Source organism: Segatella copri (assembly GCF_009494395.1).
Taxonomy (GTDB): domain Bacteria; phylum Bacteroidota; class Bacteroidia; order Bacteroidales; family Bacteroidaceae; genus Prevotella.
Window position 1 is genome coordinate 24797 of the sequence record NZ_VZCB01000089.1, and the last position, 13676, is coordinate 38472.

Here is a 13676-nt window from a genome sequence, read left to right on the forward strand (position 1 = left end):
GAGATTATAAAATAAGGAGTATCCTCTGTAGCCTTTGATGATGAAAGGCTAGGGGGGATACACCTTATTTATAGTTATTCTCCACGATAAAAGCCATTATTGCTCATTTCTGACCATTTTAAGAACATTTCCTGATAGTTGTCTTTTATGAATTCACGAATGATTCTCAATTCTTTATTAGTCAGAATACCCTGTTCTTTTACGATGGTATCACCATTTCCCATTACAAAAAGCTTGGCAGAGCCAGATTCTGTTAAACGTTTGTCACTAGCATGTACATGCATAGCTTCCACTATGCAATGGGAAGTAAAATAGAGGTAATACCCACATATCATAAAGTCGTAATATTTAGGCATAAGCTTGCTCCATTAATTTTTTGTTTCGGTTCCAATACTTTTGAACGATGCTGATTTCTATATCATCCATATTGGTTTCTGTAACTTCCCCCTCGCTAGTCATTACAAGAGCATGGTATGGTGGGTGTAGATATACAACACGTATAAAGCCTTCTTCGGTTTTCGAAAATGCATATCCGCAAACAATCATCATAGCATTTTCTGCTACAGATTTAATTTCTTCTTCCTTCATGATAATCTATTTTTACTGACTTGATTGGTTTAAGAAAAGTCTCAGGATTGATATACAGATTCTTTAATATGGGCAAAAGGTCAATATACTCTTCCGTTTCGCCCAAGCCTTCATAATCTGCCATAACAACAATATATCCATTATCCCATTCCTTAACCTCTGTATATCGTTTAAGGCGTTTAGGAGTACGAAATCGGATGTTACTATTGCCATATCGAAAAGAAGTCATATCTCCGTTGTTAGAGAGCAACGCTTCTGATGAAAAATTTGCATTGTTCATATTTGCCTCCTTATTTTTATGATTTAACTTTCTTTCTGCAAAGATACGCTTTTCTTCTGAAAGAAGCAAGGAATTATTGGAAAATATTTGAGGCTGAGGAAGATAAAAAGAAGAAGGTATATCCTGCTTGCCCGATGTATGGGGGCAAGTGAGGATACATCTTATTTAATTACTTTATCTAGAAAACCTCTTACCCCTTTGAATTTCCTGCATTTTACCATCTTCCCGTTATATAATGTTAAGTAAATGAAGAAAAAAGCATTAAAAAGTATAACGTATTTATATTTTTATTATTTTTGAACCAACGTTAGTACTAAAAGCGTTTGTCTGCATGATTCAAATGCGTACTAGCCGATAATACCGGAATATTTCCGGCGTCCAATACCTAATAACTCAGGGAAGGATGAACAGAATTAAAAGCATGGGGCTGCTGGTCTCAATTTTGCTACTTTTAGGTAGTTGTTCCAAGGAAAACGTGATGAATGAATCATCACAGGTAACGAACCATGAGGTAAGCATCAGCTTCTTCGAGAAAACGATAGAAGATATCTCTTCTGCCTCAGATGTCTCATCGGCACGTATGCATTCCACCCGTGCTGATAACAAAACGACCTTGGCTGCCAGTCATTGGTTTTCAGAACTGGAGGTTGCATTGATACCTATTAAATCCGAGAATGATTCAGGCTATGTCGTAAGACAAGACAGTCTGGGCGATGATTTCGGCAAGGTAACCTTCGATGTTCCTGAAGGCACTTACCACATGGTTGCTGTAGCCGCAGTCACCCCTATGCCTTTGGATAATCGTATTACCATCAAGTCGGCTACCGAAGTCAGATTTCCGAATGATCAGGTCACCGATATGGTTTATGCCTATAAGGATATTACGGTCAGTCCTCAAGTAAGCAACCAGAATTTTGATGCCACATTATCACGGGGCGTGAGTGCCTTCAAACTAAGGAGCTCTATTGAAACTCCATTAAATGTAGCCGGCGAATCCATAGAGATTTCCGGAGGTTGCGGTGTGGTATTCAATCCTGCTACCGGCACATGCAAGACAGAGGCTCCTATCCATTACGAAAGAGTATTTGATGCCAAGAAGTACCAGTACAATCATTTATTCTTCACGGTCTATACGCTTTTGAAGGCTGATGATGTAGAGAATCTTCATGTAAAGTCGCAGGCAAAGGACAAGAATGGCAAGGTCATCAAGGAGTGCAATTTTGACAATGTGCATCTGGTAAAGGGTAAGTTAACCCGTTACGAGGGTAATTTTTTCAATAATAGCAGCACCTCTTCGTTTACTGTTTCCGACACGGCATTAACAGAAAGTGGGTATTCCAAGACATTCTAGCTGGAGTATATCGTATATATATTTAAAATAAGGTGTATCCTCGCTTGCCCGATGTATGGGCAAGGAGGATACACCTTATTAGATATTATTTCAATCGAAACATGACGGGAATTTCTACGGAGCTGGCAACCACCTTGCCTTCCCCATCAGGAACAAAGCGAGGCATCAGCTTAACTACTCTCAATGCCTCTTTGTCGAACAGAGGGTCATCGCTTGTCTTTTACTATCAAATAATTCCATATGTACCTCCAATATTAAAGGATTAATACTTATCGCTTGCAAAGATACGCTTTTCTTAGAAATGTTGAAAGGAAATGGGGAGAAAAGTTTTAGCAAGGGATAACTGGGAGGGCAGGTTTGTTACCTGTCCAATAGCAAGAACGCTCTATAGTCTAAGGATAGAGCGGCTGGTAGGCACACCTTTTTAGTATAATAAATCTAAAAATTTTTGGTTAGAACTCTACTTTCGCATATCTTTGCACTTAAAAAAAGTGGCACATGTGCCAGAAATTTTAAGTAGAGGCATCTATTCGAGCTGTCCTTAGGAAGCTTTATCGCATTTTGTACGACTATAAAGCTACGATTGTACAACTATAGAGTGTATAGTCGTACGACTAAACAGGTTATAGTTGTACGACTAAAAGGGTTATAGTTGTACGACAACAAGGTATTCCCACTAGGCTCGGCAGAGGTGCTGACTGCAGTCTGCAGACCTGCTGACTAGGCTCAGCAGAGCTGCCTAGCCTAGTGACAACAATAGAGAAGTTACTTTCTAGCACCCTGAATGATACTTTCTCCAACTCGAGAAGATACTTTCTCCAACCCGAGAAGATACTCTTTTCTTCTGAAAGATGCAATGATTTTGGGGAAAATGTTTGAGGGTGAGGGAGATAACAAAAAAAGCAAAGAAAAAAGGCTTTTTTGTTGTCACTATCAAAATATTTATGTACTTTTGCAAAAACAAAAAACCCGGGGTCATCACCAGCATCGAATAATCTGGGAGAGGGCCTTACCGGGACTGCGCTGCAAAGATAAGAATAAAAATGGAATATACCAAAGTTTTTTTCGAAAAAGTTTTCTCGACAGATAGAATGAAGAAATATTTCTTGCTCTATCCTGAGGATGAAGTAAAGGCAATTAAGCATTATCAATGTAACATAATGCTTTCCGAAGCTATGTACCCATGTCTTTCTGTCTTTGAGGTAGAACTCCGTAATTCCGTAGTTCGGGAACTTGTGGCATTTGCCAAAAGAGAAGATTGGTATGTCGTTTTCTCTACAACTCCAGGCCTGATGGAACTGAATAAATATATAAGCACAGCTAAGAAACAAATTGCTGCACGAGGAGAAGATATAACCACAGCAAAGATTACAGCAGAATTGACCTGGGGCTTTTGGACATCCCTTTTTAATAGAAACTACGAACGTATCCTTTGGAAAGATTTAAGGAGAGCTTTCCCCTTTGTGAAGAAAGCTAATCGGCAAAGAAAGGTAGTTGCTAGCTTCTTAAACAAATTCCGTCGCTTGCGCAATAGGATAGATCATAATGAAGCAATTTGTTGGAATCTCGATGAAGTTGAGATGATACACGACGAAATGATGAATGTTATGGGATGGATGAATAAGGAGGTACCAACTTGGTTGTCTCAGTTTGACAGATTTAGCTCTGTAAGTTTGGATATACGTAAAATTATGGATTGGTAAAGCCATATCTAAAAAAGTCATATCTTCATGATTGAAGAGTATCGCTTCTTCTGTAAAGATTATGCCAGCGAGCGCAATGAAAGCTTGCTTACAAATTGCCCAGTGCAGCTTTTCTTTTGCAAAGATACGCTTTTCTTCTGAAAGAAGCAAGGAATTATTGGAAAATGTTTGAGGGTGAGGAAGATAAAAAAAAAAGGTGTATCCCGCTTGCCCGATGTATGAGGCAAGAAGGATACACCTTAATTATATATATGAGAGATATATGTCCGATTGCTTACTTTACAATCTTCATGGTCTTGTTTCCACACTTCAGGATAAACAAGCCATTGCCAGGGATATTGTTCTTCTGGAACTCAGAGGTCTTCATCTTGCATACCAGCTGGCCTTCGGCATTATATACATAGGTATATGGAGAAGTTTCGCCAGCATTATAAAACAAAGAATTTATACCAGTTGTTCCATGCCAATCTGCATCCGTCACTGCAGTTAAAGCTATAGAATTATCGCTTTTTACTAGAATATAACTATTGTTATTTCCTTCCGAAATATGAACTGGCTCCCAATAATCATCTGTATCATCTTTTGAAGCCGGATATATACGGTATGAACCATCTGCCAAATCACTAGGCAACAAACACATATTAGATGATGCTTTTGTCAAATAATACATATTCGGCACATTCTTGTTTTCTTGTGATAACAATACATATTGCTTACCGTTTCCTTCAAGAACGACACCTAATAAACCCGTGAAATCCTGATCTGACAGATTTGCATACTTTCCGTCATTTATCAGTAATCTCGTAGAGCCCAATTTGGTTACCTTGAAGTTGTCTTCTGAGACAATTTCAGAATGGTGTTTGATGTCTGCACTTGGTTTATCCACACCCGATAACATAGTCTGTCCAGTAGAAAATTTATTTCCTGTAGGATTAAGCAAAGCAATATCATAATAGCCATCATTCACGCCATCCCATCCCCAATTGACATGAACAAAGTTATTTTGATCGAATCCATCCAATACAAAACAATGTCCACCATTACTTTCATCCACACCCGTATAGATGATAGGGCGACCAGTCTTTAATTCATCATATACTTTGTTTATCCATTCTTTAGTGGTATAATAGTCTCTATAATGAATCTGCAAATTCTTATGATACCCAAAGTTCTTTCGCAAAGCAGTAGCAGCATTATATGAATACGCTCCACTTCCACCTGTATTATACTGCATCTTGATAGAAACACCACACTGATACATCAAGGTTGCTACAGCCAAAGCAGACTCATCAGAGTATTCACCCTTTTTATATGTAGGTGTCATAAGATTCCATTGATAATAGGTATTATTAAAATCTGCACTCAAAATTCTGTCTTGGAAAGAATAGGTAATGTTTCCAGTTCCCTTTTCAGGATATTGATGGTAATACATTACCTGTGCCATCGCTGTTGCCACACATCCCGTTGGATATATAGCCTTTTCATTCTCCCTTTCTGTAGGACACAAGTTATTGTATGGAGTATCCTGTCCCCATCGAGTTTTAAGCAGAGGATCTATTGGTTCTTTACTTTCCAATGCTGTTGAAGAAGCGGTACGTGACTGGAGAGCCTGATTGGCAGCATTTAGATACCACATCAAGTCTGGAGATTCCAAATTTGTTTTCTTGTCAGAATATCCAAGAACGGGCGCATTCGTATCATCGTTACTTACAATAACAAAACCTCCATTACTATATCCCAACACAGACAAGGCATCAAGAGTTTTCAACTCAAGAATCTTATTCTGGCTTTTAACTCTTGAGAAACTGTGATTTTTGATTAAATAACTTCTAGCAATGGCTAGCTTTTCTTCGCTTGTTCTTTCTTTAGCGAATGATGAACCAAGACTTAAAGTCAAGATCAGAATGAGTACAAGTCTTTTCATAAGCGTTATATTCAAAAAAAAGAGAGATCGACCGTTTGATTCGGTCGGTCTCTCTTAATATTTATTATTTTGATGGTTCAAAATCTTCTGGGAAATAGAAATCTTCTGCAAAGTCACCAAATGAACCTACATTAGGAACAAAGTGGGTCAAAGTCATCTTAGCAACCTTATTCTTTGCGTCATAGACTCCACTACCTTGAACACCAATTACACCATAAGACGGATGAGTCCATGCAGCCTGACCTGCAACAGTAATTTTCTTAGTATTCCAATCAATGACAAAAGTAATATTACGTCCCTGATCATAGAGATCTGGCAACATATACTTGCCATTACCAAGCTCATATACTGTCTGTTCCCAAGAATCTTTAGCAAATGCAGAACTGAATGTACCAATGTACTTCTTTGGAGTCTTTACATTAATCGTAATGGTGTTAGCACCATAGTGATAAGCCTGACCTTCTGCTACGCTGATATTTACATTCTCATCAGAACCGCTTTCCAAATTAGAAGTAACAGTAACTGTCTTTGTCTTCTCATTAGCACCGAAGCTTACCTGAGAAGGAACATTGAACTTACTGTTATCAGATGTCAAAGTAACTGTACCAGCTTCTACAGTATCACGACGCTGCACTGTAATCTCGAACTCCTGAGCCTGACCAGGTGTAAACATAAAACTTGTTGTGTTAGCAATCAAGAATGCTCCCTTATCTTCTGGTGCAGCAGGATCATAATCATAACTATCTGTACATGATGTCAATCCGATTACCATGATAGCACACAGTAAAGAAAGACTATATTTCAATAACTTTTTCATGTCTTTATTCTATTTATAAGTTTTACTTACCTGTCCAAGGAGTATATTTGTCTGATGGGTCAGGGTTGTTGTTTTCCTTAACCTGTACATTACCCTCTTCCTCATTGGCAGAAATTACCCAGTTCATCCAAGCAGGACGACCATTAGAGTTGAATCTCTGCTGATCGAGATGGTTAGTTCCTTCATAACCACGTGTACAGCTATAGTTCAAACGCTTGAGGTCGAAGAAAGACTGGCCTTCACCCCACAACTCAATACGCTTGTGGAATACGATTTCCTCTACGACAGCATCCTTGTCAGAAACCTTGCAAGTATAACTTGCATCACGATAAGTCTTCACGAATGATTCAAGAAGCTGCTTACCACGAGCAGGATCCTGATGAGCTGCAGCTTCAGCCTCGATCAGATACATCTCCTCTACACGCATCATTGGGAATGCAGTAGCACTTGCAACAGTAAAAGGAGCAGCTACACCTCCGTTTGGACGGAACTTCAAGCCAGAATAGTCTGCCAAGCTCTTACCAAGAGCATCGTCAACATACATATTCTGACCATCGAGAGCAGAACCAGCAGGAGCTTTCCATTCCAACTTACGCCAGTCTGTGTTACTCAGACGCTCATACAATCTGCGGTCGAGCATGTTGTTACAGCCACCGCCACCAGCATAACCATAGCTAGTCTCATTAGATACCATAGAAGCCCAGTTTGCCAAGTTGTTCCACAAAGACTCCTTAGTATCCTGTGCACCCCACATCCACTTAGAAAGATCGTTGAAACCAGTTGTGGTGTTCAAGCTCTCCTCCTGAGTCATTGGCTTGCCCTTATATTCGTTGATAGCCATGCGAGCATATTTCTCTGCGTTAGCATAGTCCTCAACCCACATATACAAGCGAGCATAGAGACCATATACACAATCCAAGTGAGGCAAAGTCTTAGTTGTCTTATCCAACATAGGAATGTATTCAGCAGCCTTATCAAGGTCACTCTTAATAAATTCCTTCATTTCCTCACGTGTAGCACGCTTGTTGTCACGAGCCTCAGCCTCTGTAGTCTGTTCTGTTACAATAGGGATTGTGAGGCCTGCAACATCATTGCCAAAAGGACTCTTTGGCTCTGTACCATCAGTAGGAAGATACTCATACTCACGTGCCATATCCAGATAAAGCAATGCACGATATGCGTATGCCGCGCCAAGATAACCCTTCTGGATATCTGTTGCATTATCAGGATTTACTGCTTTAATTACATTGTTTGTTGTATTAACAAACTTTGTCTGATAGTTGTACAGATACTGTGCAAAGACATAATCACGTCCTGCATACTTATTCTCTGCAAAATAGCTGAACTGATAATAACCAGCATCGTCTGTTGCACAGAGATCACTAGACTGGATGTCACGAATATGCATAATTGCACCATAACCAAAAGCCCAATCATAACGACCGCTGAAATATTTAGCTGTTGAATATGCAGGAATAGCCATCAAAAGTGCTTCTGTTGCAGAAGATGACTGCTGTACCTGTGATGTTGTTGCTGAACTTGTAGGCTCTGTCTCTTCGATACAACTAGTCAATGACATCGTTGATGCAACAAGAGTCAAAGCAGAAAGGCCATATATTAAACTCTTTTTCATATAATTCTTTCTTTATAAAAATTAGAATGTTACTGTAATACCACCAGATATTGTACGAATTGGTGAATAGTATGCGTTTGATGTTGCACCGGTGATGCTCTGACGTGGGTCAAGACCCTGACGCTTTGACCAAAGCCACAAATTAGAACCTGTAGCGTAAACGCGAACCTTGTTGATACCAATCTTAGAGCACAACGCACGTGGGAGTGTATAGCCCAAAGTTACATCCTGCAAGCTCAAGTACGAACCAGATACGAGGAATCGGTCGGATGTATATGCTGCATAAGAGTCACCATACTGAATGCGTGGAATATCAGATGAAGTGTTAGATGGAGTCCAAGCATCAAGCAAGTCTGCATGGAAAGAATAACCTCTAGAAATGCTCATCAATGATGCATAAGAAGAATCGTAGATCTTACCACCCAACTGATAAGTGAAGTCCATAGAGAAATCAAATCCCTTATATGACACGCTTGTACCGAAACCACCGTATGCATCTGGCAAGGCTGTACCGCAAAGGTGCATAGTTGCCTCGCTGGCATTAGTAGTTGTAGTCTCACCCTTGTCAGTATCCTTATAGTAAAGAGCCTCACCAGTCTCCTTATCTACACCAGCATATTTTGCCATATACCATGTATAGATAGGCTGACCTTCACCATAGAAGTAACCACCACCAGCATAACCTCTTACACCATCAACGGTAATAGCCTTCTTCTCTTCTGGCATAGAAGTAATCTTGTTCTTATATGCTGTAAAGTTGAAATTTGCACTCCATGTAAAGTCCTTGGTACGGATAATATCGCCATTCAACTCCAACTCGACACCAGAGTTACGCATATCACCAACATTGTCATAATAACCAGAGTATCCATAAGATACAGGCAATGAGAAGAATGCCAACATATCGGTTGTCTTACGATAGAAGTATTCTACACTACCTGTCAAACGACCCTTCCAGAGAGAGAACTCGGTACCAACATTCAAGTTACCACCCTTCTCCCAGCTAATCTTACGGTTACCCTTTGTTGAAGAAGGCTTCAAAGAGATACTACCGTTTGAATTACCGATAGAATAACGGTCGGTGTACAAATAGTCACCAATGTTGTCATTACCCTGCTCACCATAAGAAGCCTTCAACTTCAACTCGTCAATCCATGAAGACTCAAACCACTTCTCCTTAGAGAGGATCCACGCTCCACCGAATGACCAGAAGTTACCCCAACGATTATCTGGATCGAAGCGAGAAGAAGCATCACGACGATAAGAGAATGAACCGAAGTACTTCTGTGAATAGTTATACTGTGCACGGCCAAAGAAACCTTCTGTATTATAATCGGTTGTATATGAGCTAATGCTACCATCAACAATAGCAGCATCCAATTCACTATTGAAGATAGAGAAGATATTACTCTTGCTACCTGCCAATACATAGTAACGTGTACGATAGTACTCATGTCCTACCATTGCCTCAACATCATGCTCGCCAAACTGGTGGTGCCAGTTGAGCAACTGCTGGAAGTTGTAAGACCATCTGCGAGTATGTGCCTTTGATACATAACCATTTGACTTAGCAGGCTGACCAAAGAAAGGCTGGCTCAAATTAGACTGACGAGACTCATCCATCATAGTACTATTGGTAGAAGTAAACTTAAAGTCCTTCAAGAAACGAATCTCTGCAGAACCTACTGCATTGAATGCATTACCCTCTACATTGTTGGTTTCCAACTGAATATCACTGATAGGGTTAGACTGCTGGAAAATAGGACGCATCAAACCAATCACGGCACCATCACCATAATCATAAGAGTTCATCTTGGTAGTCTGGTTGAGTATGATATTACCCTTACCATCACGGATGTACAAAGGATAGATAGGAGCAACGCTGTTTACAGCAAACATATTGCCAGAATCGGCGCTATCACCATCTTTACCCAAATAGTTAGAATCACTATGAGTATAGTTCATGTTACCAGAAACTTTCAACCAAGACTTAATCTGATAGTCAGCCTTCATACGACCAGTGAAACGAGTATAATCTGATCCCATGGTGATACCTTCATTCTTCAAATAGTTGGCAGAACCATAGAATGAACCCTGTGTACTGTTAGCAGTAGCAGTAAGGGTATATTCCTGACGCAAACCGTTCTGATAGCTGGCATCTCTCCAATCATCAGGCATCAACATATACTCCTGACCCTTGTAATTGATAACATTACCCAATGTAGCATTAGGATTAAGTTTACCATTTACACCAATAAGGTTTTCACCAGTAGGTACAGAATAAACGTTATAGTTCAAACCATAATCAGCAGAGTTGATCATATTCTTGTTTGCCCAAGCATAAGCCTCGTTAGCACTGTAACCCAACTTATTCTGAGCATAATTGTTCAAAGCAGCATACCAAGTCTCATAGTACTTAGCTGGGCTCTTTACAATATTATAATCAGGAAGAGCCTTAGAGTTAGAACCCCACTTAGCATCAAAAGTAAATGAAGTAGAGCCATCACGACCACTCTTTGTAGTGATGATAACAACACCGTTGGCACCACGAGCACCATAAAGAGCAGCAGAAGCAGCATCCTTCAATACGGTCATAGAAGCAATATCGCCTGGGTTGATAGAGTTCATATCACCATCGTAAGGTGAACCATCAACAACGATCAAAGGAGCATTACCAGCATTGATAGAGCTAATACCACGAACGCGGATATTAAAGCTTTCCTGACCAGGCTGACCTGTAGCTGCATTAATCTGCACACCAGAGACCTTACCTGTCAAGGCTGAAACGGCATTAGAGTTTGAAATCTTAGCAATTTCATCGCTTTTAAGAACTGCAGCAGAACCTGTAAAAGAGCTCTTCTTTGCAGTACCGTAAGCAACAACCATCACCTCGTCCAAAGAATGATTGTCTGCATCCAGAACAATCTTCATGTTCTTGCCAGCCTTTACTGACTTGCTCTGCATACCAATGTATGTAATCTCCAGCTTGGCACCAGCTGGAGCGCTTAATGTGAAGTTACCGTCAATGTCGGTAACTGTACCTGTGTTAGTTCCTACAACCTTGATAGAAGCACCGATAACAGGGCTTCCATCCTCAGAAGCAGTAACTTTACCAGAGATTTGACTTTGTGCAAAAGCCATGCTCGTGCTAAGAGCAAGACCTGCAACTACTGTCATGAGTCTTTTTTCCATAAATCTCCCTCGTTTAAATGAATATATAATGTTTGTTATTTCTTTCTTTCTCTCTACATTTTAATGAATTAAATGACCGGTCGTCCCCAAAAGGACTTTGACCCATCATTTTGCCCCCTCCTCTTGCCCCGAGGTAGAGGGGGAATCGCTCTTTATACCTTTATATTATATAAGAGCCTGTAAGTCTAAAACTTACTTAATTTTAAAAAATATTTTAAATCGGGTGCAAAATTAAGCATTATTTAGGAAACCGCCAAACTTTTTTCAGAAAAAGTTGCACTTAATGCTACATTTTGTTATAAATATCCGATTTTTATGCACTTTTTCTTATGAAATGTAAAGAAATGGGCGACAGTTCATATAAAAACCATCGCCCGTTCCAGATTCTAGTTTTCCACCTCCAGCTCCTTTCCGAGAACAAAGAGCATATAGAGAGGAATATCCAGTATCTTGGAAACTTCATTTTTCGAAGGAGTTTAAAGAAAGTTTCCTTTATAGAGGAAAGTTTTTCTGGAAAAGTTTCCTCTATAAAGGAAATATCTTACAACTTTTCTTCCTTTATAAAGGAAAATGTTGTATCTTTGCACCCAGATTAACATAAAACGGAAGATATGGACAAGAGAATAGCAAAACTGCTGATAGCGGAGAACCAAAGGATGATTCAGAATGTGGAGATGGTGAAAAGAAACATCAGCTTCGAATCTCATTCTAACTATGTGCTGGTAGGACTAAGAAGAGCCGGTAAGTCTTACTTGCTATATCAGCGTGCCCAAGAGATGATAGCTCAGGGACATCTGCCAGAGGAAATCCTTTACTTCAATTTTGAGGACGACCGATTGGAAAATCTCCAGCTTTCCGACCTGGATGCCATCAAGCAGGCTTACGAGGAGATGTATGGGCATCAGCCTATCTTCATGCTCGACGAGATACAAATCATTGATGGGTGGGAGAAATTTGCACGCAGACTTGCTGACCAGAAATATAGAGTGTATATCACTGGTAGCAACGCCAAGATGCTGAGTAGCGAGATTTCTACTACGCTTGGCGGCAGATATATGGTGCAACCCGTTTTTCCTTTCTCCTTCCAGGAATACTTGACAGCCCAGCATATCTCCTTGCCTGCGCAGTGGGAGTATCTGCAAAATTCTGACCTCAAGAGGGCTTTTCTGGAGTATTTTCATATTGGCGGTTTGCCAGAATTGGTGATTGTTGATAATCAGTTTAAGCGAGAGTGGTTGGGCAATCTATACAACAAGATTTACTTTGGAGATTTAATTACCAGATACGGCATCCGTAACCCTCTGGCGATGAAGACTTTGATACGTAAACTTTCTGAGAGCGTAAAGCAGCCACAGTCTTATAACAGACTGGCTAATCTGGTTTCTACTGTGGCTGGAAAGGTAAAGCAAGAGACGATAGTGGACTATCTGAGATATATCAAGGACACTTGCTTGGTCTTCTCCATAGAAAACATTTGCGCAAAATTACAAGATAGAATGTCGAACCAGAAGTATTACTTTATAGATAATGGTTTTCTGAGTCTATTCCTCTTTGATCCAGAAACATCTCTCTTGGAGAATCTGGTAGCCATTCACCTGCATGAGAAGTATGGGGAAGATCTCTTCTATTATCATGATAATGTGGAGGTAGACTTTTGTCTCTTTGAGCATCAATGTGCTTTCCAGGTGTCGTATAGTATCAAGGATGCTGCTACTCGTGAGCGGGAATTGGGGGCTTTGAATGCTTATCAGAAGAGGTATCCAGGAAGTAAACTTTTTGTTATTACGATGGATGAAGAGGAGACGATAGAACTGGATGACTTGAAGATTGAAGTGATACCAGTATGGAAGTGGTTGCTTACCTCGTAGTTGTTGTTTGATGAATAGAGAGCTACTTTCAAAAATACTCTTCACTCTTCACAAATACGACATAACCAGCTGTATATAAGAGGTTTGCACGGGTGAAGAGTGGCTATGCACTCTTCACCACTCTTCACCTCTCTTCACCCTGTATTTTTTGAGGCTCCGAGATCATTCCATGCTCCCTGCTTCAGCCATCATTGAAGACCAGCGCTGGTCATCAATGATGACCGAGCTTCGTGATAAGTAAGCGGCTCAGCGTTTATCCTCTTGCATCGTAAGCGGCTCCGCGTTTATACCATTGTAGTCTTCTCTTTTGTTCGTACCTT

At 40.2% G+C, this 13676-nt stretch carries 10 protein-coding genes and 1 pseudogene; 3 read left to right on the top strand and 8 right to left on the bottom strand.

Annotation, left to right across the window (positions count from 1 at the left end):
* Window positions 1-74 precede the first annotated feature (74 nt).
* Genes F7D73_RS12295 through F7D73_RS12305 form a run of 3 tightly spaced genes read right to left on the bottom strand, consistent with a single transcriptional unit; the run spans window position 75 to window position 868 of the window.
* Window positions 75-356, bottom strand: a complete 282-nt coding sequence (locus F7D73_RS12295; RefSeq protein WP_153125111.1) for a DUF4160 domain-containing protein — start codon at window positions 354-356, stop codon at window positions 75-77.
* Window positions 349-588 carry a DUF7723 family protein gene (locus F7D73_RS12300; RefSeq protein WP_153125113.1) on the bottom strand — a complete coding sequence of 80 codons (240 nt, stop codon included), beginning with the start codon at window positions 586-588 and terminating at the stop codon, window positions 349-351. The genes F7D73_RS12295 and F7D73_RS12300 overlap by 8 nt, the downstream gene beginning before the upstream one ends.
* Window positions 569-868: a DUF7724 family protein gene (locus tag F7D73_RS12305; protein WP_153125115.1), complete on the bottom strand. Its 300-nt coding sequence runs from the start codon at window positions 866-868 to the stop codon at window positions 569-571. The genes F7D73_RS12300 and F7D73_RS12305 overlap by 20 nt, the downstream gene beginning before the upstream one ends.
* 478 nt (window positions 869-1346) lie before the next feature.
* On the opposite strand from F7D73_RS12305, the gene F7D73_RS12310 reads away from it, so the two are divergent.
* Window positions 1347-2219 (top strand): FimB/Mfa2 family fimbrial subunit, encoded by an 873-nt coding sequence (locus tag F7D73_RS12310; protein WP_153125117.1) that lies wholly within the window; start codon window positions 1347-1349, stop codon window positions 2217-2219.
* A gap of 85 nt (window positions 2220-2304) precedes the next feature.
* Here the strand turns inward: F7D73_RS12310 and F7D73_RS12315 are convergent.
* Window positions 2305-2424, bottom strand: a pseudogene (locus F7D73_RS12315) (energy transducer TonB); the annotation flags it as partial.
* A gap of 838 nt (window positions 2425-3262) precedes the next feature.
* Here F7D73_RS12315 and F7D73_RS12320 point away from each other — a divergent pair.
* Window positions 3263-3922: an Abi family protein gene (locus F7D73_RS12320; RefSeq protein ID WP_153125121.1), complete on the top strand. Its 660-nt coding sequence runs from the start codon at window positions 3263-3265 to the stop codon at window positions 3920-3922.
* Window positions 3923-4196: 274 nt separating this feature from the next.
* On the opposite strand, the gene F7D73_RS12325 is transcribed toward F7D73_RS12320, so the two are convergent.
* The 4 genes from F7D73_RS12325 to F7D73_RS12340 form a co-directional block, all read right to left on the bottom strand.
* Complete coding sequence (locus F7D73_RS12325; RefSeq protein ID WP_153125123.1) at window positions 4197-5846, bottom strand: C10 family peptidase; 1650 nt, start codon at window positions 5844-5846, stop codon at window positions 4197-4199.
* A 64-nt stretch (window positions 5847-5910) separates the two neighbouring features.
* On the bottom strand, window positions 5911-6663 hold the full coding sequence (locus F7D73_RS12330) for a hypothetical protein (RefSeq protein ID WP_153125125.1): 753 nt from the start codon (window positions 6661-6663) through the stop codon (window positions 5911-5913).
* Between the two features lie 22 nt (window positions 6664-6685).
* Window positions 6686-8296 carry a RagB/SusD family nutrient uptake outer membrane protein gene (locus tag F7D73_RS12335; RefSeq protein ID WP_153125127.1) on the bottom strand — a complete coding sequence of 537 codons (1611 nt, stop codon included), beginning with the start codon at window positions 8294-8296 and terminating at the stop codon, window positions 6686-6688.
* Window positions 8297-8317: 21 nt separating this feature from the next.
* Window positions 8318-11488: a SusC/RagA family TonB-linked outer membrane protein gene (locus F7D73_RS12340; RefSeq protein WP_153125129.1), complete on the bottom strand. Its 3171-nt coding sequence runs from the start codon at window positions 11486-11488 to the stop codon at window positions 8318-8320.
* 611 nt (window positions 11489-12099) lie between these two features.
* On the opposite strand from F7D73_RS12340, the gene F7D73_RS12345 reads away from it, so the two are divergent.
* Window positions 12100-13356, top strand: a complete 1257-nt coding sequence (locus F7D73_RS12345) for an ATP-binding protein (protein WP_153125131.1) — start codon at window positions 12100-12102, stop codon at window positions 13354-13356.
* The last annotated feature ends 320 nt before the right edge of the window (window positions 13357-13676 follow it).